The sequence below is a fragment of the Ancylobacter sp. IITR112 genome, assembly GCF_041415945.1.
In the GTDB taxonomy this organism is placed as follows: domain Bacteria; phylum Pseudomonadota; class Alphaproteobacteria; order Rhizobiales; family Xanthobacteraceae; genus Ancylobacter.
Genome location: NZ_JBGCUS010000001.1, coordinates 2,427,312 through 2,453,407 on the forward strand (window position 1 = coordinate 2,427,312; position 26,096 = coordinate 2,453,407).

Genomic DNA, 26,096 nt, shown 5'->3' on the forward strand with positions numbered 1-26,096 from the left:
CTTGCCGCATGCCACGAACGAACCTCATCGCACCCACCCCACGACCAGGGCGAGCGCCAGCAGCGCGACAGCGCCGGCGGCGCCGCCGATGAGCGGAGAGAAGGCGGCGCCGACCAGGGCGAAGATGGCAAAGGGCAGCGCGAGAGCGAGAAAGCGCCAGTAAATGACCCCCCTCATGCCGCCCTCCCCGCGCTCGCGGTGATCGCGCGCTCGGCGCGGCCGATCCAGTTGCGCATGGCCCCGGCGCCGCCGGCGGTGCAGGTAACGTCGATGCCGCCGATGCGCAGGCAGCAGCCGTCCCATTTGTTGTTGACCCGTGCGCCCACCTCGGCACGCAGCTCGGCCAGCGCCTTGTCCGCGGCCTTGCGGCGCGCGTCGAAGGTCGAAAGGCGGCCGGCCTCGATCTTCGGCAGCGCCGCCAGCTTGGCCTCAACGATGGGGATAAGCCGGGCGAGTTCTTCCGGCGGGGCGATCCTGATGCGTCGTTTGCTCATGCCGCCCTCCTCTCGCCGGCGCCGGCGGCGCGGTAGTGATCGAGCACGAACAGGCGCAGCGCGCTGGACAGGTTGCCCTGGCCGGAGGCGCCGAGCTTGCGGTTGGTGTCGATCAGCGAGACGAGCTCGGAAAGGGTGACGCCGCGCGCGGCCGCGATTTCCTTGAGCGCGTTCCAGAACTGGTCTTCCAGCGAAACGCTGGTCTTGTGCCCGCCGATGACGATCGAGCGCTTGGCGACGGGGCTGATGAACTCAAGCATGGGAAGCTCCATAGCGCGCAGCCAGCCGCGAGCGGGCGGCCGCGATGTTGTCAGGGGAAAAGGCGGGATCGAGCTCGGCGTCATTGGCTGGCGCCGGCGGGTTGGCGGCCGCGTGGCGCGGGTCGCGCAGCCAGGCTTCCACCTGCGGGCGCGACCAGAGCTTGGGCTTGCGCCCCGGCAGCGGCGGCGGGAAGCCGTGCTCGTCTTCCAGCTTGCGCACATGGCGCGAGGTGTTCGGCACGCTGCGGCGGAAGGTCTGCGCGAGATCGTCGAGCGTCATGGTGAGGGGGGCGCTCATTGGGGCTCAACGCCCCCGCTGTGCCGCACCTCCACCGGCCCGCTCTCGTGCATGGTGAAGTGCACCACCGGCGCCTCGTCGGCGAGGTATGAGGCGATCATGCCGTTGGAATAATCCGCCGCGCTGGTCATCATCGCCTGCAGCATGATGAACAGGGCGCGCTGCTTCTCCTCAGGCGGCACCAGGTGCAAGAACTGCAGGGCAGTGCAGGTCATCTGATAGCCCGCCATGCGGCCGACGGCCTCCATGATGTCTTCCGGCGATGTCCTGCGCAGCGTCTCGCAGGTGAGCGCGTTCTGGAACTGCTCGCCATAGCGCAGGCATAGCCGGCCGAAGGCGCCCTTCGCGCCGGCCAGCGCCGCGAGATCCGTGAGCGTTCCCCGCTGCTGCTGCATCGCCGCCGCGAGCGCCGGATCGAGGTCTTTGATTTCCATTGTCGTGCATCCCTGCCCGGCCCGCAGGCGGCGCCCGCGAAGCAGCCAGACACCGGCACGATATATGTGCAGATTGCAGACTGCAATAATGCAGATACCTAGCCCGCAATAAATCGCGCCCGCCTGCTACGCGCACCGAGCTACCATCATATTGTTGGGGAGGGGCGAATGTTTGGATGGCTCAGTGGAAAACGCCGGCGCAGGCAACACCTAATGCGTCGCACTTCGGAGTGCTGCGGGTTCATCGGAGACAAATGGGAGTGGTATAAGAATAATGTGGCATTCGAAGAAGATGTAAGTATTGGCGAGAGGATTGCGTGTTTCGTAGCGCCGATCGATGAAGCAATACGAAAGCACTATCCCGACCTTGTCTCTCCGTCCGGCGGAACAGTCATGACGCTCGTGCTTTTCGGCATAGCAAGCGTAGAGGAAATAGATCCCGACTCGCTCGCCAAGGCTTGCGGGGAAGCGGCGATAATCGTTGGAATTATGCCCGAGCCGATGACGGTGCTGATCTAGCGCGATCCGCCAAGCCGCCATGGCCGCACCGAGCCGACGACGACGCCAACCACGGCTACGCGCTCATTGTCCACCAGCAGCGGGCGGCGCAGCGCCGCATCGGTGCTGGCCGCCACTAGGAAGGGCGGCTCGAACAGGCGAAACACCGTTTCCGCCGTACCACGGCGAAGATCGTAGACCTGGGCGCAGACGGCATCGCCGGCGGATGGCTGACCGTTCAGATCCACCATCACGATATCGCCCGGCAGAATGCCCTCAGCTTCAAGCGCGCGAGTTCGCAAACGCCAAGGCTCAACGGCATTGCGGCCGGCTCGCATGGCCTCCACGATCTTTTCGATGTCCAGCTCGTCGGTGTTGTCGTTGCTGAACAGCACGCGATCGGCTTCCGAGAAGCCTGGCACAGCCGCGCCCGTTGCAGCCACCTCGCCCGGCCCTGCAACGCCAAAGCGCTTCTTCACCTTCGCGATCGACATCTGCGACAGCGTGCCGGCGTAGTCCGGCCAGAACAGGCGCGTGAGCGTCGTGTCTGACAGCCCCGCCTCGGCCGCGATCTTGGACGGCTTGAGGCCAAGAGTTCGCTCCAGCGCCGTCACCCACTCCTTGTGGGCTTCCTGAAGCTGACGCTTCGTTTCGGAGGTCTTCGCCGTCGCGGCCATCGGTATCCGCCCGTGCGCTGCACAAGTGCTGCTCGCAATATGCAGCGCAGGGGGATGGTGTGGGACGCTAAACATTGATGTTGACGGGCCGCCGCAAATCAGATCGTTATCTGCAAAGTTGCAGATTTTAAGCGGATGGGCAAATGGAACCCGCCGATATCGTCGCCCGCGCGAATAGGATCGGTCTGCCGCAGAAGCGGCTCGCCGAACTAAGCGGCCTTCACAAGACCACCGTCGAGCGCACGCTGAACGGCAAGACCGATCCGCGACGCTCGACCCTGCGCAAGCTGGAACATGCGCTGCTCGATCACGAGCGCGACCAGCTTGCCCGCCTGCGCCAGCTTCACCCCGAGGTGAGCGGAGCGGCGGAATGAGCCTCGTCCAAGCGCTGCCGCGCAAATCAAATGACCGGTCATTGTCAACCGTCAGGGCAATGACCGCGACGCAAATGCCGGGGGCATTGTCAACCGACCCCCACGGCTTGTGGGCTATCGAGGCGCGACGCCGAGATATTGGGGTCACCGTTTCGCGACTGCTCGCCGCCGCTGGCGTCGACGCTCGTGTGTGGGAGCGTGGCCTTTCCGGGCGTACGGCACCCCAGCCGCGCACCCTCATCAAACTCTCCCGTGCGCTCGATCGTCTCTCCTCCGGCGAGCGCCCTTCGCCGCCGCCCGCTCTGATCGCTGCTTTCTGGCGGGCGGCGGTGCTTGTCTTCTGCCACGAAACGGGCGCTGACCCGGACGTGGCCCTCGCGCCCGACACGGGCACGAGCCGCCCCATGGACCCGGCATGGATGCTCGCCGCCCGGGCCCGTGGCCTCGCCTTCTATCTCACCCATGTCGAACTGCAGGTTCCGCACACCGCGCTGGCGGAGGCCTGCGGCACATCCAAACAGCGCGTCCACAAGGCCGCCCGCACCGTGGAAGACCGCCGCGACGATCCCGCGATCGACGCGCTGCTCTCCCGCGCCGCCGCCGCCGTGACTGGAACACAGCGATGAACCCCGAACACTCGAACATCCGGCACATCCGTGCCGACTATTGCGAGCCGGAGCCCGTGCCGGGCGCCCGCCACCTCAAGCTCTCGCTCCCCGGCGCGGTGGCGCTGTTCGGCGGCGGGTGGATGGCGGCAGTCGCTATCGGCTGCTCCATTTCCTATCGGCCGTTGCTGGCGCTGGCGAGCGTGGTGACCGCTGGCGCGCTGCTGGGCATCGCCGCCCTCGATGCCGCTGCCGAACCGCCGCGCGGCTGGTATGTGCGCCAGCCCGGAAGCCTGTTCTTCCGCCGCAACGGAGGGCGCCGCCATGGGTGAGGCTCCCCGCTTTCAGGTGCTGGGCGAAGTGGCGCGGATGGACAAGGACCGCGCCGCGCCCTTCTACCTGCTGACCTCGCTGGACGGCAGCGAAGCCGCGCTGGCGCGCAAGGATGGCGATGCCTTCTTCCCCGTCACCGGGCCGGTGACGCTGGATTATCTCGACCGGCTGGCCAGCAACATCCTGTCCGGCAACCCGCGCGACTGCACGGCGCCGGAGGCGCTGAAACAGCTCGCCCTCGGCTTCTCCTCGCTCGTCCTTCAGCTGCGCCGCGCCGGATGCGACGCGGCCAATCCGACACCCGACGCCACGCCCCCGGCGCCGGGTGAGGCACCGCATGCGCGACCCGGCTGCACCCACGCGCATGCGGTGCCGACCCATGAAAGCGGCTTTTCCTGCACGCCGTGCGGCGGCTGAACCGGAGGAACGGGAAATGGTGAAATCCACACGACTGTACGTCTCGCCGGTGATGCGCCTCAAGAGCGACGACGCCAAAGACAAGCGGATCGCCGAGCTGGAAGCGGCCCTGGCTGAGGCCAAGAAGATCGGCACCGAGGCGGTCGCCGCCCTTCAGCAGCAGGAGGAGCGGTACGCCGGCCATTGCCGCGAAATGCAGTCCACCAATGACCGCGCTTTTGCCGCGCGGGACGCAGCACAGAAGGCCGAGCGGGCGGCGGTGAAGGCCGAGAATGAGACGCGCGAGCAGTTCGACGACCTCAAGCGCCGCCTGCACGAGGCCGAACTGACGATCGCGCGCCTGCAGGGCTACATCGACCGAGTGAGCGAGGACGATGCCGCGCGCGAGGAGCCGCGCACCGTCACCGAGGAACGGCGGGAACCGCGCCGCCCGCCGGGACCCACCTTCGGCTATGTGATGGGCGGAGCCATGAGCGCCACCGACGCCATGCGCCCCCGCTCGAAGCACTGGACGGGGTATTGAGCCATGCAGCTGGTCAATTGCACCCCGGCGGCGCTCCGGCAGCTGAAGAAACAGGGCTTTCGCTTCGTCCGTCGCTTCGACGGGCCGCGCGGCTCTGGCAAAACGACGAAGGCCAAGGCGCTCTGTGAGCGGCTTCAGTCAGATGGCATGGAAACCCGCCATTTCGAGCACGCGGAAGGGGATGGCGGCGATGTCGTCTACGCCCGGAAGGCGGGAGGGTGAGATGCGCGCCATCGACCCCGCCCCTTACCAGAAGGCCTTCTGGGCCGATTTCGCCGGGGCTGACCGCAGCCTCGGCGCGGCGCCCATGCTGCAGTGGATCGAGATCCGGCAGCTGCGCGTCGATCCCTCCTACCAGCGCGATATCACGGCCGAGGGACAGCGCTCCCTGTTCGCGATCGCCCGCGCTTTCGACTGGCGCAAATTCGCGCCCGTCGTCGTGGCGCCCATCGAGGGCGGGCTTTACGCCATCATTGATGGCCAGCACCGCACCACGGCGGCGGCGCTGCGGAAGATCGAGAGCGTGCCCTGCGAGGTGGTGATCGCCGACCAGGCCGAACAGGCTTCCGCTTTCGCCGCCATCAACGGGCAGGTGACGCGCCTGCATTCCATGGCGATTTTTCATGCCCGGGTGAAAGCCGGCGAGAAAGAGGCCGTGCTGTGCGATGAGGTGTGCCGCGCCGCCGGCGTCACCGTGCTGCGTTATCCCGTCATGGCTTCGCGCATGGAGCGGGGCCAGACCATCGCGCCGAATGTCATCATGTCCGCCATCGCCCGACATGGGCGTGACGTGGTGCAGGTGGCGCTGTCCTGCGTGACACAGACCGGGGAAGGCAACCCCGGCATGCTGGGCAAGCCGGTGATCGAGGCGCTGTGCACCGTGCTCGCCGCCACGCCGGAATGGCGGAAGGCGAGCGGCGACCTTCTCGACGCCATGGACGATTTCAACTTCCAGACCGAGCTGACGGAAGCGCGCGTCGCGCACCATCGCGGCGGCGGGCCGCTGAATGGCGAGCTGTCCTCGCGCATCACCCATTTTCTGCAGCAGCGCCTGCCGCTGCCGACACAAGCGGCGGAGTAGTGGCATGAGCTTTGAAGTATGGGGCGAGCCCGAAGACAGCCCGTTTGAAGCCGCGATCGAAGCCGGGTGGCTCGATCCCGGCGACCTGTCAAAAGCGCTTATCGATGTGATGAACGAGCGCGACCGGCAGCGCCACGCTGAGGGCTGGACGCCAGAGCATGACGACAAGCACGCCAATGGTGAGCTTGCCCTCGCCGCCGGCAGCTATTGCGAAAGTGCCGCCCGGCCAAACCTTTTCCGCAAGGTACCGGGCGCGGCCTATACGGTGCCTCGCCTCTGGCCGCGCGGCTGGACGCTCCTTTGGTGGAAGCCGAAGGATCCGCGCCGCGACTTGGTGCGAGCCGGCGCACTCATACTCGCCGAGATCGAGCGGCTGGACCGCGCCGAGGCGAAGGCCAAGGCGGAGGCCTCGGCATGAGCCCGCTTCTGCTGCTGTTCTACACTTGGGCCGGCTGGACGCTCGCCGGCCTGGTGCGCATGGGCTTCGTGGAGAGCGAAGACGAGCGCTTCCGCAAGATCGACCATCTTGCAGGCGTGTCGTTCTTCGCCGCCTGCCTCGCCGCCGTCCTCTGGCTCAGGGGGCAGGCATGATCCTGCCCTTTGTCACCATGGCAAATGTATATGCCGATGCAGCCTTGGCGTACCAGGTCGCCGCCGATAACTGGCGGCGCCATGGCCGTCCCGTCTATGTCAATCCTGACGTAACGGTACCCGTGCTGCTGGATCGCGCGTGGCGGTGCTGGTCCGCCGCGATTGGCAGGGGTATCACGCTATGACCCCGCGCCCCGACACCGACCAGCTGAAAGCCCTCGCGCAGGACAATCTGCGCTCCATTCTCGACCAGCTGGCGCCCGGCGGGCGGCATCAGGGCGGCGGGCGGGCGCATTATCTCGTCTCCAACCCCATGCGGCGGGACCGCACGCCGTCGCTGTGCGTGTGGACGCGCGGCACGGCCGCCGGCAGCTTCAAAGATTTCGGCGACCCGGACGAAACCAAGGGCGATATTTTCGGCCTTGTCGCCTATCTCAACGGCCGGCCGATCAAGGATTTTGCCTTCGCGGCGCAGTGGCTGCGCGACATGCTCGGCATCGAGCACATGACGGCCGAGGACCGCCGCGCCGCCGCTGAAAGCCGCGCCCAGCGCCGGCGGGAGAACGCGGAAAGCGAGGAGCGCAAGCGCCGCAACGGCCAGAAGCGGGCGCACCAGCTATGGATGTCCGGCCGGCTGGTGATGCCCGGCACGCCGGCATGGGCCTATCTCGCGGCGCGCGGGATCCCGCTCGACCAGGTGCGGCACTATTCCGGCGAGCTGCGCTATCTGCCGGCGGCCGAATACTGGATGGCGGCGGAGTGGGGCGAGCGGATCGAGCACGGGCGCACCCAGCGCTACAAGGTGCGCCCCGGGCCGCGCTACCCCGCCATCCTCACGCCGCTGCGCGATGCGGAGGGCTCCATGCGGGCGCTGCACTACACCTTTCTCGCGCCAGACGGCAGCGGCAAGGCAGAGGTGGAAAAGCCCAAGCTCATCTGGCCCGAGCAGCTGGGGCTTTCCATGTGGATCGCCCACGGGCCGAGCGGGCTGAACCCCTGCCAGGCGGACGCGGCCGACGGCGTGACCGGCCCGCTTTGCCTGACCGAGGGGCTGGAAGACGGGCTTTCCGCCGCGCTGGCGGTGCCGGAGCTGCGCGTGTGGGGCGCGATCTCGCTGGGCAACCTGGCGCACCAGCCGGTGGATCGACCGTGCGTCTCTGAAATCTACGTCGCCGCGCAGAACGACTGGGGCAAGGCGCAGGCGCTGGCGACGCTGCAGCGGGCGGAAGCCACGCTGTCCCGCGCCGGCAAGCCCATGGCGCGCCTGCCCGCCTTCACCGGCAAAGACCTCAACGACACCCTGACAGGAAAGGACTGAGCCATGAGCGGCAACGACACCACCGAGCCGACCCCGCCGGAAGACATGCGCACCACGCCGCTCACCTGGGAGGAGCTGGCGCCATTCTCGATCGCCGGCACGATCGAGCTGGCGGGCGACGTGCTGGAAGGCGCCGAACAGGCGTACATCGCGCACACCGAGCCGCATTACCACACCGAATGGGTCGGCTGGGGCGTGCTGGCGCTGGTGAGCGACGAGCAGGCGGCCGAGGTGATCCGCTATGCGATCGAGCGCCGGCCGGCGCCGGAAGTGCTGTTCAACAAGATGCGCGAGCTGGGGCATATCACCGGCGTGTGGGAGGAACTGACGCCGGTGGATCGCGCCAGCTTCGAGCTGGCGGCGCGCCTCCTTCCCGCCGTGGCGGACGTGGCCGAGGTGATGAACGCGGAAATGGTCCGCCGCAATCCGCCGCCGGTGCCGGCGACGGCCGCGCGGCTCGTCGACATCGAGGACACGATCCTTGAGCGCGTCGACGGCATCGACGACATCGACCCGCAGATGGCGGCCGCCCGCGCCAAGGCTGACGAGGAAGCCGCCAAGCGCGAGGCGGAAAAGAAGCCGGCCAAGGCGAAAAAGCGCTCGATCGCTGACGCCTGACCCTTCCCGGGCGCCCGGGCGGCGCCCGTACTTCCTGCCAGCAGTTCCGAGGCCTGAATGTCCGCTGCCACTGGTAAAGACGCGATCGCGGCCGGCTTTAGCGTTGCGCAGCGCAACCTGCGCCGCCGGCGCGCGGTGAAAGACCCCGAGCGGGACAAGCCGATGTCGATCGGCGACGAGATCGTGCCGCCCGGAGGCTGGGGACACCTGGCGGCGCCGGACGGTATGCCGCCGGGCTGTCCCGTCCAGGTGCTCGGCATGGATGGCGACGTGCTTTATGTGATCGACGCGCTGGGGCAGCTCGCCAGCATTTCCGACCATGCCTTCGGGCAGAACAAGGTGCAGCGGCTGTTTCTCAACCGCATGGGCTATCTCTATTGGGCGTTTCCGCGCATCGGCAAGGGCGGCAAGGTCGACGGCTTCGACACGGTGGCGGTGCGCGATGCGCTGTACCGTGCCGCCGGCGAGAAAGGCATGTGGAGCGCCGGCGACCGGGTGCGCGGCCTGGGCGGCTGGACCGATCGGCGGGGTAATTTCGTCTATCACTCCGGCGAAGCGCTCTATGTGAACGGTCAGGAGCGCCCCACCGGCGACTATGATGGCCACTTCTACCCGCGCCGCCCGCAGAAGCCGGAGCCGTGGCCGAGCGAGGTGACGGATGAAATGCTGGTCAAGACAGGCCTGCTGGACGCGCTGGCGAATTTCACCTTCGAGCGCGAGATCGACAAGATCTTCATCTTGGGCTGGTTGTGCGCCGCCTTCTACGGCGCGGCGCTGCCCTGGCGCCCGATGATCTTTGTGGTGGGCGATCGCGGCGTCGGCAAATCAACGCTGCAGGCGCTGATCAAGGGCGTGCTGGGCGACGCGCTGCACGCCACGGCCGACACCACGCCCGCGGGCATTTATCAGCGTGTCGGTCAGGACAGCCTGCCGGTGGCGGTGGATGAGTTGGAAGCCGGCGCGAACAATGACCGCGTGAAGGGCGTGGTGGCCCTCGCCCGCCTCGCCGCTTCCGGCGCCGTTCAGTTTCGTGGCGGCTCCAACCATGTCGGCACCAGCTTCACCGCCAAGAACTGCTTCTTCTTCAGCGCCATCAACATGCCGCCCGTGCCGCCGCAGGACCTGTCGCGCATGGCGATCATCCACCTGCAGCGCCGGCCGGCGGGCTATTCCGCCAAGCCGGCCACGGTGGATGCCGACGTGCTCGGCCAGATGGTGCTGCGCCGGCTCACCGATCGCTGGCCGGCTTTCGAGGCGACCTATCAGGAATATCGGCAGGCGCTGGCACGCGGCGGGCATGACGGGCGCGGCCAGGACACCTATGGCACGCTGCTCGCCTGTGCCGATCTCCTCCTCGGTGATGGGCTGCTGGAAGAGCTGGGCATGCCGACGATCGACAGCGGGCTTGACCGCTGGGCGCAGCTGCTCAGGCCTTCCTCGCTGCCCGAGCACGAAGACGCCACCGACAACTGGCGCGCCTGCCTCAACCATCTCCTCACCTCCCGCATCGATGCCTGGCGCGGCGGTGTGCGCCAGTCGGTCGGCCAGCTACTCGACGATCTCGGCGACGGCGCGAACGGTGCCGTGACGCTGAAGGAGGCCAACGAGCTGCTTGCGCAGATCGACCTCAAGGTGAGGGAAGCGGCCGACGTGCTCCCGAACCAGATCGGCGGAAAGGTGCTGTTCGTGCCGAACCAGAGCCAGATGCTCGCCCAGGTGTTCAAGGGCGAGAAATGGGCGGGCGAAGGCTCCACCGGCTCCTGGTCCGGCGCGCTGCGGCAGGGGCTCCACACGGGCGTTATCTTCAAGGACAAGCGCTTCAACAAGGAGCGCATCAACGGCATCGAGCGGCGGTGCACGCTGGTGAACCTACGCGAGCTGAATTTCCTGATGGACAGGGAACGCGCGGCCGATGCCGAGGAAGACTAAGGCGGGCTGTCCGCACGACCAGGCGCAGGACTGCCCGCTCTATTGGGCCACGCATGGCACCGGCGGGCTGGGTTGTGATGATGGCGAGCTGTGGCGGGGCAGCTGTGCCGCTGACCGTGGGCTCGACTACACCGCCGCTCTCGCCCACCTTCAGGCCCGGGATCCTCGCCTGGTGGCGGAATGCACGTTCCGCCGCGAGGAGCGCGCCGCCCGCGCCCAGCGCGCCCGCAACATGCGCGCGGCCGGGGTGCATTGATCAAACCCCGATAGGCTTGTTCTCGCGCTGTACGAATGGCCACCCGGCAAGAACGGGTTGTGACCATTCGCGAGGGCGGCCAATCCTCCCTCACCCTGCCCCTGCCTGCCTCGCCTCAGAGACCGCAAGGCACCCGCACCCGAGCCCTTAGCGTCGGTATTGCCTCCCCGCACCCGGGCCCAAGGGTCCTAATCGGAGCCGCGCTGGTCGCGCGGCCGGTCCATTGCCGGCGCGCCTGACGGCGCGCATGCGGCCGTCCGCCCCGCCGCTTCTGCCCGCCATGGCGCACCCAGCCGCAGCGCGGCAGGGCGGACAGTTGACGCGGGCGGCGCGGCCCTACGGTCGCTCGGCGCGGACAGAGCGGCAGGGCGACGGGTGCGGGGTGAGACACCGCGACACCAGCCTGCGACACCTCCGGCGCGAATTTTCCTTAAAAATCAACGGCGCGACACCTGCGACACGTGCGACACCTCACGCGCGCGCTATACGATCATGCGCGCGCGCATTGTGAGAGAGATAGGTGTCTCAAGTGTCGCAAGTGTCTCAATACGCAAAAAGATCAATGATCTTGATCAGTTGACCCGCGACACCCGGCGCGACACTCGCGACACCTGATAAAAAAGGGGGCGGATAGGTGTCGGACCCGAAGCATGGCGTCGCTGCGGTCGTTTCAGGGGTGTTGAGGGACGCGCCGGCGGCGGAAATTTCCGGCGCGGGCGGCGGCGACCAGCTCGACCTGCTGGGCAATGCCGATGCCGAGACGCCGGTGGGTGCCCTCGTGCGGAAACGGTCGGGTGCGGGGCGCCCGGTCGGGGCCCAGAACCGCGTCACCCGCGACATCCGCCGGCTGCTGCTGTCGCAGTTCAAGCACCCGCTTATTGCCCTGGCGGAAATCTACTCGACGCCGACCACCGAGCTGGCATCGCACCTGGGCTGCAAGCCGGAAGCGGCGCTGGGCGTACAGGTGCGCGCGGCGGCCGAGGTGGCGCCGTATCTGACTGCGAAGCAGGCGGCGGTGGATGACAAGGGCGCGGCGGTCATGCCGTCGCTCCACCTCAATTTCGGGGTGCCGGCCAGCGCGCCGATGGCGGGCGACGGGCGCAACACGCTGTCCATCGAGGCGATTGCGAAAGCGTCGCAGGATCAATGGCTTAGCGCGGCGATGGATGACGGGTCGCACGATGATGGGTCGCACGATGAGGCACAAGCCATTGAGGATGAAAGCGAAAGCGATGATTGACACCATGATGGAAAATCACGGTGTCATCGCCTCGCGCGCGCGAGGGGCATCGCGCCAGCCCGTCCGCCTGGTTCAGGTGGCGGCCTCGGCGCCGGGGCATGCGGCACCCCCCTCCCCCCCTCGCTTGCGGTGCCATGGTGTGGACGGCCTCCCCCGAACGCCCCCCTCCCCCATGCCCGCCGGCCCATGCGTTCGCACACCGATCAGCGTTTGGGGCCGAATTGAAACCGTGGGCGCCGAGGGGTTGGGGTTGGAGGGTGCGGGCTCCCCTCGCGAGGCCGGGAAAGGGTCGGGGGTATGAGCGACGCACCCGAGCTGCTGCGCGCATGGGCGCCGCCGGGCCCGGTCTCCCAGGCCTTCGCGCTCGACTTCTCCTCGCTGGTCAAGGGCATCATGGGCCCCGTCGGCGGCGGCAAGACCACCACCTGCATCTTTGCCAGCCAGGCCTTTGCCGCCTCGATGCCCACGTGCATGGATGGCGTCGTGCGCTCCAAGGGCGTGGTGGTGCGCGACAGCTTCCGCACGCTGGAAAAGACCACGCTGGCGAGCTGGTTCACCTGGTTCCCGAAGGATCACCCCAGCTGGACCTTTACCGGCGGCAATGACCGGCCGGCCGTGCACACGCTGCGCTTTCACCTGCCGGGCGAGCGCATCCTCGAAAGCATCACCGAGTTCGTCGGCATCGGCGCCGCCCGGGTCGAGGACATATTGCGCGGCTGGGAAGGGTCGTGGGGCTGGCCAAACGAAGCCGACCTGATGGCACCCGACGTGCTGGACTATCTCACCCAGCGTATTCGCCGCTACCCATCCAAGCGCATGCTGCCTCCGGGGATCGATCCGCCCGGCCAGATACTTATGGATTTCAACGCACCCGACATCGACAACTATCTGCACGATAGACTTGTCGAGAATAAGCCGGAAGGTTGGGCGTTCTATCCCCAGCCGGGTGGCCTCGATCCCGGCGCCGAGAACCTGCAGAACCTGCCGAGCGACTATTACCAGCGGGTGATGCAGGGCAAGCCGGACTGGTGGGTCCGCCGCTTCATCCATAACAAATGGGGCTACTCGCGCAGCGGAACGCCGGTCTATCCCGAGTTCAACGAAAACCTGCACGTCGCGAAGAAGGAGCTGGTTCCCGACCCGCGCCTGCCGATCAAGATCGCGCTCGATGCCGGCGGACACCCTTCGGCGGCGATCCTGCAGCCCATGCCGAACGGCCAGCTGCGTATGACAGATGAGCTTTATCTCGGTCAGGGCGTCGGCCCCACGCGCTTTGCCCGCGCGCTGGTGGCACTGGTTCTGGAGCGCTACCCCAATTGCCCCCTGCTGCCGGGCGTGTGCGACCCGTCCGCCATCCATGGCGCCGACCGCGAGGAAGGTGAAATGAGCTGGAACGAGATCGTCGGTCAGGCGTTGGGCATTCCGATCATGCCGGCGGCCTCGAACGATATCGGCCTGCGCACTGACGGCGTGCGCCAGCAGCTCACGACGCTGATCGACGGTCACCTGCCGGCCTTCATCGTCTCGCCGCGCTGCAAATGGGCGGTGCGCGGCTTCGCCTACGGCTACCGCTTCGTCCGTATCGGCGCCAATCCGCAGGCCAATTTCCGCACCCTGCCGGAGAAAAACGAGTTCTCGAACGTCCATGACGCCATTCAGTACGGCGTCATGGACGTGGTGGGGCTGCACGGCATTATCACCAAGGCGGCGGGCGCCGGCCGCGCCCGCGTGCGGGATGACCGCGCCCCCTCCACCCAGCGCCCCGGCGATTTCGACGTGTTCGCGGTATGAGCCTCACCCTGCACGCTCCCTGCTCGCGTGTGGATCTCGGCGAGGTCTATGGCGAGCTGCCGCCGCTCAATTGGGCCGTGGCCTGCCAGCAGCTCACCATGGGGCCATCCTATGTGGTGCGCGACGCCTCCGCCCGGGCGCTGGCCTGCGGCGGCTTCATCCCGCTCGGCGACGCCTGGGAAAACTGGTTCCACGCCGCCCCGGCGGCCGCGCCGCACATGCGCGCCGTGGTGCGTCTGGCTCGGTTGACCTTTGCCGATCTGCCGCACTCTGACCCTCGCCCGGTGGAGACCATCGTGCGGACGCCCGCCGGCGCGCGCCTCGCGCGCCTTCTCGGCTTTCGCCACGCCATCACCGTGGACGGGCTGGAACTGTGGAGACGCGAACCATGGGCGACACGATCAAGTCTTTGATGGGCGGCGGCAATGCCGCGAAGCAGCAGCGCAGCCAGCAGGGCGCCGCGCTCGCCCAGCTGCTGGCGCGTGAGGCGGAAGTGAGCACCGAGGGCGCCACCAGCGCGCCGCGCCGGCGCAAGGGGCGCCAGCTACTCAGCTATCTCGGCGAGGACGGCGCGGGGTCGCTGAACTGAGGAGCCCGCCCGTGCCGCTCTCGGTCACGCAGCTGAAGGAACGACGCCAGCAGGCGGACCGCGAGTGGGCGGTGCTGAAGCCGCTCTATGACGAAGCCTATGAGTTCGCCATCCCGTTCCGGCGCGGCATCCGCGAGACCGGACAGGGCGACAAGCGGGTGAACCGCATTTTCGATATGACAGCCACCGCCAGCGCCTTCCGGGGCGCCGGCCGGCTGCAGCAGGATTTCTGCCCGCCGGGCGAGCCCTGGGTGCGCTTCGAGCCCGGCCCGCTGGTGCCGGCGGGCCGCGAGCGAAACAAGCTGACCAAGCACCTCGCCGAGGTGAGCGAGGTAGTCGGCTCGCTGTTCCAGACCGGCGAGTGGGACATGGCGTGCCACGAAATGTGCCTGGACCTGCAGGCCGGCACCGGCGCGCTGCTCATGGACGATGCGCCGGCGAATAATCGCGGGCGCCTCGCCGCCTTCGCCTCGGTGCCGGCCGAGGAAGTCCGGCTGGAAATGGGGCTGTTCGGCGACATCATCGGCCGCTTCTGGTGCCGCAAGGTGAAAGGCAGCCTGATCCGCGTCGCATGGCCGAAGGCGGAGCTTTCGCGGAAGCTCGCCGAGCGGATCGAGAAGGAGCCTGAAAAGGAAATCGAGGTCCATCAGGACACCACCTTCGATTACGAGACCGGCAAGTGGACCTTGCACGTCTCGCATGATGACGATGAGGCGCCTTTCTGGACGCGCGATTACCGCACCTCGCCCTGGCTGACGCCGCGCTATTTCCGCGTGCCAGGCGAGACCTGGGGGCGCGGCCCGATCCTGCTCGCCATGCCGGCGATCAAGACGCTGAACAAGGCGCAGGAACTCACCCTGAAAGCCGCCGCCATCACCATGCTCGGCATCTACACCGCCACCGAGGACGGCGTTTTCAATCCCGCCACGGCCATGGTGGCGCCGGGCCAGTTCTGGAAAGTGCGGGCCAATGGCGGCGTGCTGGGACCCTCAATCCAGAAGCTGCCGGAACCCCGGCTGGACCTGTCCAACATCGTGCTGAACGAACTGCGCATGAGCGTGCAGACGGCACTGATGGATCAGTCCCTCCCGCCGGACGGCGCGGCCGTGCGCTCGGCAACCGAGATCCTTGAGCGGGTGAAGCGCCTCGCCTCGGATCATCAGGGCGCCGCCGGGCGCCTGGTGCATGAGATCGTGGTGCCGGCGGGCCAGCGCGGGCTGGAAATTTGCTACGACGCCAAGGTCATTCCGCACATGCTGGAAGTCGACCAGCTGCTGCTGAAAACCCGCGTCACCTCGCCCTTCGCCACCGCCCGCTTCGCCGCCCGGGCGCAGGCCGGTGTGCAGTGGATCGAAATGGCGATGGCGATTGCCCCCGGCTATTCGGACCTGGTGGTGAACAAGCTCGATGCGCTGATCGATGTGGGGCGTGGCCTCGGCGTGCCGGAGAGCTGGATCCCCAGCGCCGAGCGCCGCGAAGCGATCATGGAACAGGTCACCGCGCTGGTGGCGCAGGCCATGGCGGCAGCGGAGACGGCCAGCCAGGCGCAGCCGGCCGCGCCGCCGGCCAATGCGGCAGCGGGAGCCTTGGCATGAGCGACTTTCTCCTCCCCGAGCGCGAGCCCGGCGGGCTGATGGACATTTCCCGGCTGATCGCCCAGGCGGACAGCATGGGCTGGGAGTTCTTTGACCGGCTCGCGCCCGGCGCCGCGCGCGGCGACCCGAAGGCCATCGCCCTCGCCATCACCCGCAGCGGGCGGCTGTCTGAGGCCTGTGTGCGCCTTGCCGCCAATGCTGATTTCCAGCTGCTGCTGGAACACCTGGTCGACACCACCATCGTGCTGCCGGAGATGCCGCCGCCGCTCGGCGTGCCGCCAGACCAGTTCGCGCTCTACGCCGCCGGCCGCGCCCGCGAGAACGCGCTGGTGTGGAAAATGCTCAAGCTGATCGCCGAGGGCCGCAAGCTGCCCGTCGGCCCCGCACCAACGGAGACGGAAGATGTTCACGAAGTACCAGGGACTGTGGGCGATGGTGCTGCGCAACGCGGAAGCGGGCGCCGGCGCCGGCGCGGCGGGAGCTGAAGGCGGCGCCGGCGACGCCGGCGCGGCTGCGGCCGCTGCTGCTGCTGCTGCCGGCGGCGGTGCCTCCGACCCGTGGAAGCGCGATTTCATCCCCGACAGCATGTACGGCGCCACGCCCGAGGAAACCTTCGGCAAGCTCGCCGACGCCTGGAAGGGCCTGCGCGAGGGGGAAAGCAAGCGCCCCCAGCCGGGCAAGAGCCCGGACGAGTACACCTTCGACGCCTCGAAGAATGAGAAGATCGCGCCCTATTTCCAGAACGCCGCGGCCGATCCGCTGCTCAAGGTGGCGCAGGAAGTCGCGCACAAGATCGGCATGCCGAAGGACCATTTCGGCGCCTTCGTCACCCAGCTCTATGAGCAGGCCGTCGACAACAAGCTGCTGGGGCCGATGTACTCGCCCGAGACCGAGGCCCGCACGCTCGCCGAGCGGCTGGCGCCGGGCAAGAGCTGGGCGGAGGCCAAGCCCATCGTCACTAAGGCACTTGGCGACGCCACCGGCTTTATCGACGTGCTCGGCCAGCAGCTGAAGATTTCCGACGGCGCCAAGGGGCTGCTGGGCGCCCTGGTGGATGAGGCGGACGGCGTGGAGCTGGTGAACGCCCTCGCCGGCGCCATGAAGCAGGTGCCCGGCTTCGCCCTGCCGGGCGTGAAGGGCGGCGACACCGGCGGGTGGACACAGCAGCGGCTGGACGCCGCCGTGGCGGATGACCGCTACAGTCCCTATTCGCCGAAGTACGACAAGGCCTTCCGCGCCGAGGTCGATGCCGCGATGCGGCAGTTCCACGGGAACTGACGCGCGCCCTCGGTTGACGCCCCGCCGGCCGCGCGAGGATCGGTGCATTCCAGGGAATGCCCCGCGCGCGGCCCGGCCTTAAAACCCCGGCGCAGCAAACGGCCCTCGTCCCCGGAGACTGGCAATCTCAACACAAGGGAACGAGACGATGTCTCTGCTTGCACCCAACTGGTTCGTTGAAGAATACCGCTCCAACGTCCGCCACATCTTCCAGTCCAAGGGCTTCAAGCTGAAGTCCACCGTGACGCCCGAAGGCTCGATCACCGGCAAGAAGGTGAAGTGGCCGTATTTCGGCACCTTCGACATGCAGGAAAAGACCCGTGGAGGCGAGACGCCTCCGGCGAACCCGAACCAGGGCATGCTCGAAGCCGACCTCAAGGATTACGATTACCTCTACGAGATCTATGAGCAGGATCTCAACAAGATGACCGCCAATGAGCGGCAGGCGCATTATGTCGGCGGCGGCAACGCGGTCGGCCGCAAGTCCGACAGCCTCATCATGAACGCACTGAACGACGCCGTGGTTGCGGCCGGCGGCCGCACCTTCGGCAGCGGCGGCGACTTTGACGGCCTGCCGACCGCGCTCGCCGTGTGCGAGGCGCTGGCCGACGATGACCAGATCGAGTGGGACGGCAACGTCACCGCCGTCATCCCCTGGCGCTGGTACAACATCCTGCTGATGTGGAAGGAGTTCAACAATGCCGAATGGGTCGGCACCGCGAACCTCGGCTTCCCCACCGGCACGGTCGGCAAGCGCTGGAACAATGTGAACTGGGTGCCCTTCCAGAAGAAGGAACTGCTGATCCCGGCCAGCAACCAGGCCTATGGCTTCATCTACCACCGCAACGCGGCGGGCTACGCCACCAATTATGAAGGCAAGGTCACGCCCGACTGGGACAACCGCAAGGGCTGCTGGACCTTCCGTGGTGACCTGCAGGCCGTGTCCATGGCGCTCTACCCCGGCGCTTCCGGCATCTACCGGATGCACTACGCCACCAACACCGCGCTGGCTCGCCCGGTGGAGCGCACCCAGACCGTCTCCTGACGCATCGCGCCGCCGGGGCCTGCGCCCCGGCGCCCTCCCCGTTCACCTTCGAGGATTGCCCCATGGCCTTCGTACAGGACAGCTTCATCGCCTATCGCACCGGCGCCGCGATCAAGGCGGCCAACGCCCGCACCTGCCGCTTCTGGCACTACGCCACCAATGACGACTGGGCGACCGTTGGCGCCACCGGCTACTGGAACAATGCCCGCGCCCATATCGGCGTTGGCGACATCGTCCATATCTCCGGCGATCTCGACGGTACGCCGTTCTATCGCTCGCTGATGTTCGCCACCGTACCGGCCTCCGGCAACGTGACCGTGACCCAGCTCGCCAACTCCTGACCCTCCCCCCGAGCCACCTGCCCCGGCGCCGCCGCGCGCCGGGGCCCTTTTTCTCTCGCGCGAGGCCACCATGCTGGAGCCGATCGACATCGTGAACGAGGCGGCCTTCATGGTCGGCGCCACGCCGCTCGCCAGCCTGGACGCCAACACCCAGACCGCCGCCGGCGCGCGCCTCGCCTATGACCGCGTGCTGGGCCACATGCTGGGGCTGCACTGGTTTTCCTGGTCGCTTTCCACCCGCCAGCTTTCGCGCCTGGCGGATGCCGTGCCGCTGACCGGCTACAAATATGTTTTCGCCCTGCCACCGGACCGCGAGGGCAACCCCCGCGCCATCATCGCCGACATCAAGCGGCCGGACGCGCTCTATTCCGCCTTCCTGCTGGAAGGCGACACGGTGCATGCGGACGCCGATCCGCTTTTCGCCCGCATCCGCATCAAGGCGCCGCCGCGCCTGTGGAGCGGGCCGTTTCGCGAGGCCTTCACCACGGCACTCGCCGCCAATTTCGCCTATTCGCTGAAGCGCAACCGCCAGCTCGCCGCCGAGCTGAAGCTCGACGCCTTCGGCCCGTCCTCGATGTCCGATCGCGGCGGCAAGATGCTGGCCGCCATTCTCGACGACGCGCAGTCCACGCCCTCGCTGAAATCGCCGCTGCAGGACGCGGACCCGCTGACCTCCGCCTGGGTGTCCTGACATGGCGGGCCAGCCCGGACGCGAACAGGCCTCCTTCGCCAGCGGCGAGCTGGGCGACCTGCTCGCCGAGCGCAAGAACCTGAAATATTACCGTTCCGGCCTGAAACGGGCGGAAAACCTGCTGGCGACGCCGCAGGGCCCGTGCTCGCAGCGGCCCTATACCCGCCTGATCGGCCGGCGCCGGCCGGTGCTGACCAATATCAGCCTTGCCGGCGCCACCCTCGCCGCCCCGTCCGGCGGCACGGTGGGCAACGCGCTGGACGGCGACACCGCCACGCTGCTGACCACGGATGCGATCATCGGCGGGCCGCATGTGGTGATGACCGTCACCTTTGCGGTGCCGACCGCTGTGGCGGCGGTGGACGTGAACCGCTACCGGCTGTCCAACGGCACCGGCACGCTCGATGTGCAGTATTCCACGCCCGGCGGCTGGGTGAGCCTCAACGGCGCGCGCAAGCTGCTGGCGGCCAACCGTTCCCGCCGCTTCTGCGCGCCGCCGGCCCAGCCGGTGACGGCGAGCGCCTGGCGTATCGTCGCCGCCGGCCTGGCGGTGACGGACATGGTGTCGATCGCCGAGGTGGCTTTCCTCGCGGAGGGCACGAGCTTCTCGAGCGCGCGGTTGCGCTCCTTCGCCTATTCCCGCGATGTCGCCTACGACCTGGTGCTGACGCAGGGCCATGGCGATGTCTATGCCGCCACCGGCGGCTGGCTGGCCGGCTTCGCCCTGCCGCACACGGCGGAGGAAGCGCGCGGGCGCTGGCGCCAGCGGCTGAACACCGGCCTGCTGTTTTCCGGCACGCGGGTGCCCTGGCGCATTTTCCGCGAGAACGATGACCGGGAATGGGAATGCGGCGCCGTGCCGCTCAAGAAGATCCCGCGCTACGATTTCGGCGATGTGGAATATGGCAACGCCATCGCCGCCGTGTGGCGGCTCGCCTTCATCAATGCCACGGGCGCGGCGGTCTTCACCGTCACCGTCGATGGCGAGGAAACCGGCACGATCAACCCCTCGGTCGGCAGCATCACCACCAACATCACCGAGGCCATCGAGGCGCTGGAAGGCATCGAGCCGGGAATTACCGTCTCCGGCTACATCGCCGGCGGTTTCGGCTCCGCCACCATCACCTTCAATGGCGAGGGCAATGAGGGGCCGGTGACGATCAATTCCACCCGCGTGCTCAATGTCGCCGACGCGGCGGTTAGCTGGTCGCGGGTGACGCGCGGCGAGTTCGGCGGCGAAGACATTTTTTCCGATGCGCGCGGCTGGCCACGCTGCGGCATTTTCTATCAGCAGCGGCTGATGATGGCCGGCGCGCCGGGCGTTCCCAACGCCATTGTCGCGTCGGAAACCGGCGATTTCTACCAGCTCAACACCGCGCTGGTGCCAGCCACCGCCCCTTTCGTCGCGCCTGTCGATACGGACGAAGACGAGGCGATCGAGGAATTCATCGCCGCACGCTCGCTGATGATGCTGACCAGCCGGGGCGAATACTGGATTTCCAACACCGCCATTTCCAAGGATCAGCCGCTCAACCCGATCCGCGCCTCAAGCAATGGCTGCGCGCGGGGCGTGCCCGTGGTGGAGAATGAAGGCGCCGCCGTCTTCGCCGACCGCTCCGGCAGCGTCCTGTGCGAGTTTCGTTACAATGAGGTGGACCAGACCTTCGTTGCGGCCCGCCTCTCATTGCTCGCCTCGCACCTGGTGAGCGACGTGGTTGACCTCGCCATGAAGCGCTCGGACGGCAATTCCGACGCCAACATTCTCGCCTATGTGCAGGCGGACGGGCAGATGCGCTTCGTGACCCTGCTGCGCGAACAGGACGTGACGGCCTTTGCGCGGGTGACGACGGACGGGCTTTTCCGCGCGGTAAGCGTCAACGGCGCCAACCGCATCACCGTGCTGACCGAGCGGCCGGTGAATGGCGTGCTGGTGCCCTTTGTCGAGCGCTTCGAGCAGGGGCTGCTGCTGGATCAGGCGGTGAGCCTGGTGCGCCCCGTCGCCTCCGCCACCGTGACCGGCCTTGCCGACCATGAAGGGGCGCAGGTGTGGGCCATCGCCGGCGATGACGTGTTCGGCCCCTTCACCGTCACAGGCGGCAGCATCACCCTGCCGCGCGCCGTGGGCAACGTCACGGTGGGTCGCTGGACGCCGTTCCTCGCCGAGACGCTGCCGCCCTCGCGCGAGATCGGGCCCGAGATCGTGACCTTTTCGCAGTGGGGCTACCACACGGTGCGGCTCTCGTTGGCCGACACCACGTCGGTGGCGGTGGGCGCCAATGGCAGCGCCATCGAGGAGCTGCCGCTGCTCGACTATGGCGCGCCGATGGACGTGCCGGAGTTGCAGGCGGGCTTCACCGGCCAGCGCGAGCGCGACGGCATCGCCGGCGACGGCAGCCAGCCCACCATGACCGTGACCCAGCTGCGCCCCGGCCGCATCACCCTGCGCGCGATTGTCGGCGAAGGAGACCCATAATGGAGCTTGCGATTTCCGCCATCGCCGCACTGGGTTCGACCCTCACCGGTGCCACAGCGGCCGCGATCCCCGCCAGCGCGGCCGGCGCCTCGCTCGCAATCGAGGGGCTTGGCGCCGCCGCCGCTGCCGGCTCCGCCGCCACGGGCCTTTCCTCCATTCTCGGCGGTGTCGGCACCGCCGCGTCCATCCTCTCCGGCACCACCTCGGTGCTGTCCGCCATGCGCACCATGGCGGCGGGCGAGGAAAAAGCGGCCGAGATCGATGCCCAGGCGATGGATGACCGCATTGCCGGCGTGGCGCGGCGCACCCGCTTCAAGCGCGAGGCGCTGGATATCCTCGGGCAGAACGATGTGGCGGCGGCCGCCGCCGGCATCGACCTCGCCTATGGGCAGGCGGCGGACCAGCGCGCCCGCACTTGGGAAGACCTGACGCGGGAAAGCGAGATCGACCGCCAGCAGGAAGAGGCCCGGCTGATGGGCTATCGCCGCGCCTCGCGCCGGGCCCGTTCCTCCGGCCAGCTTTCCGGCTTCCTGCAGCTGGGAGAAGGGCTGGCCAGCATGGCAGGGAGCTTTGGCTGATGGCGCGCAATCTTCTCCGCATTCAGCAGTTCATGGGGCAGGCGCAGCTGGGCACGGCCGTGGGCGGCGTTTCCGGCACGCTGGCGGCCGAGGGCGAGGCGCTGGCCGGCACCTCCCGCCGGCTGGCGGCCAAGGCAGACGGCCTCGCCGCCCGCGCCGGCGAGCTGGCGGGCACAGAGGCGGCACTGAGCGGCAAGCCGAAGCTGCGCCGCACCGGCTCCACCTATTCCGACGCCTTCGACGCGGCGGCGATGCGCACCTATGCCGACAAGCTCGACACCAAGCTGTACAGCCAGGCCGACGCGCTCGCCCTGCAACACGAGAACGATCCCGCCGGCCTGCGCGCCAGCTTCGCCACGCTGAAAGAGCAGATGCTCGGCGCCGACGTGCTGCCGGACCCGGTGGCACGCGCGGCATTCGACAGCGCCTTCTCGCGTGTCGAGCTGGGCTATGTGCGCGCGGCCGACCGGGCGGCGGCGACGCGGGCGAAGCAGGAACAGGCAGCCGGCGCGGCCGCAGCGCTGACCGCCGCGCAGGCCAATCTTGAGCGGCAGGGCTATGCGCTGGGCATGGACGAGGACGGCCTGAAAGCCACCGAGACCGAGGCGAAGAAGGTGAGCGACATCGCCGCCCGCGCCGAGGCCTCTGGCGCCATCACGCCCGGCACGGCGCAGCGCCTCACCAAGACGATCCAGGCCGATCGCGCCACGGCGCACCTGAAAGGCGCCTTCGACCGGCTGGCGCCGGAGGAGCGCAAGCCCTTCCTGGAAAAGATCGCCGCCGATTTCAAAGAGGGCAAAGGGCTGGCGGGTAAGCTGGACCTTGACGGCTATGAGCGGCTGACCGGCGCTTTCGAACGGCAGCTCAGTGCCGACAATGTGGCGACCACGCGGGCGGAAACGGCGCTGCGCACCCAGACCGGCGCCATACTGAAACTGGCGAGCGAGGGCTATGGCATCGCCCCCGAACAGTGGAAGGCGATCGACACCGCCGCCGCCGCCGTGCCCGGCGGCACCGACACGGTGGCCGCGCTGCGGCAGGAAGCCGAGTTCTTCCACACGCTGGCCTCCCGCTCGCCGGCGGAAGCCGAGGCGGCCATTTCCACGCTGAAGGCGAAGACGACGGAACGTGGCGCCACCACCGTCACCGCCGCGCGCAACCAGCGCGCCGACGCCTTCCTGAAAACCATGACCGAGGGGCTGAAGGACGATCCTCTCGGCTGGGGCGAGCGCGCCGGCATCGTCACCGTGCCGCAGCTCGACTTCGCCGACCCGGCCAGCCTGACCGCGCGCGGCGATGCGGCGGAGGCGGTGGCCGCGCATTACGGCACCCGCCCGGTCTATCTGCGCCCGCAGGAGCGCGCGGCGCTGGCGCGCAATGTCGAGCAGGGCGGCGACGCCATGCTGTCCGTCGTCAACGGCATCGCCGCCGGCTTCGGCCCGCGCGCGCCCGCCGTGCTGGCGGAGGTGTCAGCCTCCGCTCCCGTGCTCGCCCATGTCGGCGGTGTGGTGCTGGCGGGCGGCTCGCAAGAACTGGCGGCGGATGTGGCGGAAGCCATCAAGATGCGGCGCGACCCCGCCTTCAAGCCGCCGAACTGGAAGCCCCAGCCCTTCCGTGACATGGCGGCCGAGGTGCTTGGCCCGGCCTTTCTCGCCGCGCCGGACGCGCTGCGCACGGCGGAGACCACGGCGAAAACCGCCTTTGAGGCCCGCGCCTATCGCAAGGGGCTGGCGCCGAGCCTTGGCGACGACGACAGCAAGGCCGCGTTTGAGCGCACGCTGCAGGAAGCTGCCGGCGCCACCTTCGACCGCAACGGCGTGCAGTATGGCGGTGTCGCGGACTATCAGGTAGGTGGCCTGTTCGGCTTCGGCGGGCGCCGCGACAAGGTACTGGTGCCGCCATCGATGAGGGCCGACAAGTTCCCCGATGTTGTTGGCGCCCTGAAGGACGAAGACCTAGGTGCGGATGCGCCGAAGGCGGCCGACATAGCAGCCGGGCGGCTGGTTGCGATCTCGCCCGGCCGATACCGCCTCGCCCTTGGCGATCCCCAGGGCGACGATCCACAGTGGCAGACGGATAGCGCCGGCCGCTATTGGGTGCTCGACCTGAACGCCCTCGCTCCTACCTTGCGCCAGCGTGTTCCGGGAGCTTTCCGATGAGCTACTGGTTCGACGACGGGGAACCACAGCCGCTTGTGCCGGAAGACCAGCGCCGGAGGCCCCCGGAACCTGATGTCTCGATCCCGGAAATCCTTCAGGCCGGCGTCGACCATGCCACCTACATCGCCAATACGGCGGGTGAGGCATGGCTGCGCGAGCGCGCCTATGACGACAGGATCGACGCGGTGTTCAAGGCCACCGGCGTCCGGCTGGAAAACCCGACGCGCGCTGTCATCACCTCGGGCGAGGCGATAGAGCAGCTGCGAGCCGCCGGCCTGCCTGTCGAGCGAAACGCGCTGAAAAACCGTGACGCCGCGATGCAGCTCATGGCGCGCCAGTTCGAGGAGCGGCGGCGCGAACTGGCAGACGGGTTGCCGGACCTTGAGCGGGCCAAGCGCGCCGCCATCGCCCCCGATCGCAGCATTGAAGACGACATGCGCGCGCTCGACGAGCGCACCCGTGCGGCCTCCGCCCGCGCGCTGGCGGCCGAGAACGTGCCTGCCGTGATCAAGTGGCCAACCTATCTTGCTGGCGCCATGGCGGGCTCCCTGCGGGCTCCTGAAAACCTTCTCGGGCTTGTCGTCGGTGGGCCAGCGGCGGGAGCTACGCGCACGGCGGCAGGCGCGATCCTGCGGGCCGGCGTGCGCGAGGCCGTGGTGAACGCGGCGACTGAGACCATGGCGCAGCCGATCATCGCCAAATGGCGTACCGATCTCGGCGTGCCGGCAAACACGCCGCGCGAAATGCTTGCCGATATCGGCACCGCAGCGCTGTTTGGTGGCATTCTCGGCGGCGGTCTTGAAGCGGGTGCGCGCGGCCTTCGCGCCTTGAGCCGCCCCGATGCCCCCCCCATCGAGCGCGGCATGGCGGGCGACGACGACGCGCTCATCGCCGCCGTGCGCGAGGCGGGCGATGCGGCCCCCCCGGAAATCCGCGCCGCCGCAGACGCGTTGGAGGCCGACAGGCTTGTACAGGCGCGCGTGCCGGAAGGCATGGCGCCGGACGAAAGCGCACTGCTGCTGTCCGCCGCCATGCGTCGGGCCGAAGAGCCCGATGCCCCGCTGCCGCGCCCGGATGAGCCGGAAACCTACCTGCCAGCGGTGGCGCCGCCGCCCGATGGTGGCACAGCGCTTGATGGCGCGATTGCGCGGCTGGACGCCGCGCGGCGCGCCTATGACGCGATCCCGGTTGATGATGTCTCTGCCCGGCGTGCCGCCATGGCCGAGATGGACAATGCCGACGCGGCGCTGCGGGCTCTCGGAGAAGGGCTCGATGATCGCGACCCGGCCATCGGCAAGCTGGGAGAGTTGGCGAACATTGTCCGCCGCGATCTGCCCGACGCGCGCGGCGGCCAAGGCGGCCCGGAAGAGCTGTTGCGGCTGGAAAACCGCCGCCAGCAGCTGATGGGTGAACTGTCGCAGCCGGCGCCGGCGGCCGCGCCAGCCCGGCGCCTGACGCCTTCGGACGACATTTCCGAGAATTACCCCGACATGCCAGTCGCCATGGGCGCGGACGGCGGCGTGCGCATGGTGTCGCGCGATGCGCTGGGAAGCGACGCGCCCCGCTTCACCGAACTGGCGGCGGCGGTTGCCGCCTGCCGCGTCTAGGAG

General features: G+C 68.3%; 35 protein-coding genes. 29 read left to right on the plus strand and 6 right to left on the minus strand.

Annotated features, from left to right (window positions below; genetic code table 11):
* Positions 1–24: 24 nt before the first annotated feature.
* From AAC979_RS11620 to AAC979_RS11640, 5 genes are read right to left on the minus strand one after another with little or no spacing between them, the layout of a single operon-like run.
* Positions 25–177 carry a hypothetical protein gene (locus AAC979_RS11620; RefSeq protein WP_371346986.1) on the minus strand — a complete coding sequence of 51 codons (153 nt, stop codon included), beginning with the start codon at positions 175–177 and terminating at the stop codon, positions 25–27.
* A complete protein-coding gene (locus AAC979_RS11625; protein WP_371346988.1) occupies positions 174–494 on the minus strand; it encodes a hypothetical protein in 321 nt (106 codons plus the stop codon). The genes AAC979_RS11620 and AAC979_RS11625 overlap by 4 nt, the downstream gene beginning before the upstream one ends.
* Positions 491–754 carry a ribbon-helix-helix domain-containing protein gene (locus AAC979_RS11630; RefSeq protein ID WP_371346989.1) on the minus strand — a complete coding sequence of 88 codons (264 nt, stop codon included), beginning with the start codon at positions 752–754 and terminating at the stop codon, positions 491–493. Before AAC979_RS11630 ends, AAC979_RS11625 begins: the two co-directional genes overlap by 4 nt.
* Entirely contained in the window at positions 747–1,052 is a 306-nt protein-coding gene (locus AAC979_RS11635) for a hypothetical protein (RefSeq protein ID WP_371346991.1), read from the minus strand. The genes AAC979_RS11630 and AAC979_RS11635 overlap by 8 nt, the downstream gene beginning before the upstream one ends.
* Positions 1,049–1,486 (minus strand): hypothetical protein, encoded by a 438-nt coding sequence (locus tag AAC979_RS11640; protein ID WP_371346992.1) that lies wholly within the window; start codon positions 1,484–1,486, stop codon positions 1,049–1,051. Before AAC979_RS11640 ends, AAC979_RS11635 begins: the two co-directional genes overlap by 4 nt.
* Before the next feature lie 168 nt (positions 1,487–1,654).
* On the opposite strand from AAC979_RS11640, the gene AAC979_RS11645 reads away from it, so the two are divergent.
* Positions 1,655–2,005 (plus strand): hypothetical protein, encoded by a 351-nt coding sequence (locus AAC979_RS11645; protein ID WP_371346993.1) that lies wholly within the window; start codon positions 1,655–1,657, stop codon positions 2,003–2,005.
* On the opposite strand, the gene AAC979_RS11650 is transcribed toward AAC979_RS11645, so the two are convergent.
* Positions 2,002–2,661, minus strand: a complete 660-nt coding sequence (locus tag AAC979_RS11650) for a hypothetical protein (protein WP_371346994.1) — start codon at positions 2,659–2,661, stop codon at positions 2,002–2,004. The two genes, AAC979_RS11645 and AAC979_RS11650, sit on opposite strands and share 4 nt — an antisense overlap.
* Before the next feature lie 143 nt (positions 2,662–2,804).
* On the opposite strand from AAC979_RS11650, the gene AAC979_RS11655 reads away from it, so the two are divergent.
* The 28 genes from AAC979_RS11655 to AAC979_RS11790 all read left to right on the plus strand — a co-directional run bounded on the left by AAC979_RS11655 (position 2,805) and on the right by AAC979_RS11790 (position 26,093).
* Positions 2,805–3,035, plus strand: coding sequence for a helix-turn-helix domain-containing protein (locus AAC979_RS11655; protein WP_371346995.1), 231 nt, complete (start codon positions 2,805–2,807; stop codon positions 3,033–3,035).
* The gene (locus AAC979_RS11660; protein ID WP_371346996.1) at positions 3,032–3,661 is read left to right on the plus strand and encodes a hypothetical protein; all 630 of its coding nucleotides are present in this window, start codon (positions 3,032–3,034) and stop codon (positions 3,659–3,661) included. The genes AAC979_RS11655 and AAC979_RS11660 overlap by 4 nt, the downstream gene beginning before the upstream one ends.
* Entirely contained in the window at positions 3,658–3,972 is a 315-nt protein-coding gene (locus tag AAC979_RS11665) for a hypothetical protein (RefSeq protein ID WP_371346997.1), read from the plus strand. Before AAC979_RS11660 ends, AAC979_RS11665 begins: the two co-directional genes overlap by 4 nt.
* Positions 3,965–4,390 carry a hypothetical protein gene (locus AAC979_RS11670; RefSeq protein ID WP_371346998.1) on the plus strand — a complete coding sequence of 142 codons (426 nt, stop codon included), beginning with the start codon at positions 3,965–3,967 and terminating at the stop codon, positions 4,388–4,390. The genes AAC979_RS11665 and AAC979_RS11670 overlap by 8 nt, the downstream gene beginning before the upstream one ends.
* Positions 4,391–4,406: 16 nt before the next feature.
* Complete coding sequence (locus tag AAC979_RS11675) at positions 4,407–4,913, plus strand: hypothetical protein (RefSeq protein ID WP_371346999.1); 507 nt, start codon at positions 4,407–4,409, stop codon at positions 4,911–4,913.
* A gap of 3 nt (positions 4,914–4,916) precedes the next feature.
* A complete protein-coding gene (locus AAC979_RS11680; protein ID WP_371347000.1) occupies positions 4,917–5,135 on the plus strand; it encodes a hypothetical protein in 219 nt (72 codons plus the stop codon).
* Between the two features lies 1 nt (position 5,136).
* Positions 5,137–5,994 carry a ParB N-terminal domain-containing protein gene (locus AAC979_RS11685; protein WP_371347001.1) on the plus strand — a complete coding sequence of 286 codons (858 nt, stop codon included), beginning with the start codon at positions 5,137–5,139 and terminating at the stop codon, positions 5,992–5,994.
* Positions 5,995–5,998: 4 nt separating this feature from the next.
* Positions 5,999–6,412, plus strand: a complete 414-nt coding sequence (locus tag AAC979_RS11690) for a hypothetical protein (RefSeq protein WP_371347002.1) — start codon at positions 5,999–6,001, stop codon at positions 6,410–6,412.
* Positions 6,409–6,585, plus strand: coding sequence for a hypothetical protein (locus AAC979_RS11695; RefSeq protein WP_371347004.1), 177 nt, complete (start codon positions 6,409–6,411; stop codon positions 6,583–6,585). The genes AAC979_RS11690 and AAC979_RS11695 overlap by 4 nt, the downstream gene beginning before the upstream one ends.
* On the plus strand, positions 6,582–6,770 hold the full coding sequence (locus tag AAC979_RS11700; RefSeq protein ID WP_371347006.1) for a hypothetical protein: 189 nt from the start codon (positions 6,582–6,584) through the stop codon (positions 6,768–6,770). The genes AAC979_RS11695 and AAC979_RS11700 overlap by 4 nt, the downstream gene beginning before the upstream one ends.
* On the plus strand, positions 6,767–7,903 hold the full coding sequence (locus tag AAC979_RS11705) for a toprim domain-containing protein (RefSeq protein ID WP_371347007.1): 1,137 nt from the start codon (positions 6,767–6,769) through the stop codon (positions 7,901–7,903). Before AAC979_RS11700 ends, AAC979_RS11705 begins: the two co-directional genes overlap by 4 nt.
* Positions 7,904–7,906: 3 nt before the next feature.
* The gene (locus AAC979_RS11710; protein WP_371347008.1) at positions 7,907–8,521 is read left to right on the plus strand and encodes a hypothetical protein; all 615 of its coding nucleotides are present in this window, start codon (positions 7,907–7,909) and stop codon (positions 8,519–8,521) included.
* 57 nt (positions 8,522–8,578) lie between these two features.
* Positions 8,579–10,450: a hypothetical protein gene (locus AAC979_RS11715; protein WP_371347010.1), complete on the plus strand. Its 1,872-nt coding sequence runs from the start codon at positions 8,579–8,581 to the stop codon at positions 10,448–10,450.
* Positions 10,434–10,706, plus strand: a complete 273-nt coding sequence (locus AAC979_RS11720) for a hypothetical protein (protein ID WP_371347011.1) — start codon at positions 10,434–10,436, stop codon at positions 10,704–10,706. Before AAC979_RS11715 ends, AAC979_RS11720 begins: the two co-directional genes overlap by 17 nt.
* A 634-nt stretch (positions 10,707–11,340) precedes the next feature.
* Positions 11,341–11,946 (plus strand): hypothetical protein, encoded by a 606-nt coding sequence (locus AAC979_RS11725; protein WP_371347013.1) that lies wholly within the window; start codon positions 11,341–11,343, stop codon positions 11,944–11,946.
* A 297-nt stretch (positions 11,947–12,243) separates the two neighbouring features.
* Positions 12,244–13,737, plus strand: a complete 1,494-nt coding sequence (locus AAC979_RS11730) for a hypothetical protein (RefSeq protein ID WP_371347014.1) — start codon at positions 12,244–12,246, stop codon at positions 13,735–13,737.
* Entirely contained in the window at positions 13,734–14,150 is a 417-nt protein-coding gene (locus tag AAC979_RS11735; protein ID WP_371347016.1) for a hypothetical protein, read from the plus strand. The genes AAC979_RS11730 and AAC979_RS11735 overlap by 4 nt, the downstream gene beginning before the upstream one ends.
* A complete protein-coding gene (locus tag AAC979_RS11740; RefSeq protein WP_371347017.1) occupies positions 14,126–14,326 on the plus strand; it encodes a hypothetical protein in 201 nt (66 codons plus the stop codon). The genes AAC979_RS11735 and AAC979_RS11740 overlap by 25 nt, the downstream gene beginning before the upstream one ends.
* Positions 14,327–14,337: 11 nt before the next feature.
* Positions 14,338–15,921 carry a portal protein gene (locus AAC979_RS11745; protein WP_371347018.1) on the plus strand — a complete coding sequence of 528 codons (1,584 nt, stop codon included), beginning with the start codon at positions 14,338–14,340 and terminating at the stop codon, positions 15,919–15,921.
* Positions 15,918–16,406, plus strand: coding sequence for a hypothetical protein (locus tag AAC979_RS11750; RefSeq protein WP_371347019.1), 489 nt, complete (start codon positions 15,918–15,920; stop codon positions 16,404–16,406). The genes AAC979_RS11745 and AAC979_RS11750 overlap by 4 nt, the downstream gene beginning before the upstream one ends.
* Entirely contained in the window at positions 16,324–17,199 is an 876-nt protein-coding gene (locus tag AAC979_RS11755; protein WP_371347021.1) for a hypothetical protein, read from the plus strand. The genes AAC979_RS11750 and AAC979_RS11755 overlap by 83 nt, the downstream gene beginning before the upstream one ends.
* Before the next feature lie 148 nt (positions 17,200–17,347).
* Complete coding sequence (locus AAC979_RS11760) at positions 17,348–18,244, plus strand: phage capsid protein (protein WP_371347022.1); 897 nt, start codon at positions 17,348–17,350, stop codon at positions 18,242–18,244.
* Positions 18,245–18,306: 62 nt separating this feature from the next.
* Positions 18,307–18,585, plus strand: coding sequence for a hypothetical protein (locus AAC979_RS11765; protein ID WP_371347023.1), 279 nt, complete (start codon positions 18,307–18,309; stop codon positions 18,583–18,585).
* 70 nt (positions 18,586–18,655) lie between these two features.
* Complete coding sequence (locus tag AAC979_RS11770; protein WP_371347025.1) at positions 18,656–19,276, plus strand: hypothetical protein; 621 nt, start codon at positions 18,656–18,658, stop codon at positions 19,274–19,276.
* A gap of 1 nt (position 19,277) precedes the next feature.
* Positions 19,278–21,749, plus strand: coding sequence for a hypothetical protein (locus tag AAC979_RS11775; RefSeq protein WP_371347027.1), 2,472 nt, complete (start codon positions 19,278–19,280; stop codon positions 21,747–21,749).
* Positions 21,749–22,327, plus strand: coding sequence for a hypothetical protein (locus AAC979_RS11780; RefSeq protein ID WP_371347028.1), 579 nt, complete (start codon positions 21,749–21,751; stop codon positions 22,325–22,327). The genes AAC979_RS11775 and AAC979_RS11780 overlap by 1 nt, the downstream gene beginning before the upstream one ends.
* Positions 22,327–24,486, plus strand: a complete 2,160-nt coding sequence (locus AAC979_RS11785; RefSeq protein ID WP_371347030.1) for a hypothetical protein — start codon at positions 22,327–22,329, stop codon at positions 24,484–24,486. The genes AAC979_RS11780 and AAC979_RS11785 overlap by 1 nt, the downstream gene beginning before the upstream one ends.
* Positions 24,483–26,093, plus strand: a complete 1,611-nt coding sequence (locus AAC979_RS11790; protein ID WP_371347031.1) for a hypothetical protein — start codon at positions 24,483–24,485, stop codon at positions 26,091–26,093. Before AAC979_RS11785 ends, AAC979_RS11790 begins: the two co-directional genes overlap by 4 nt.
* The last annotated feature ends 3 nt before the right edge of the window (positions 26,094–26,096 follow it).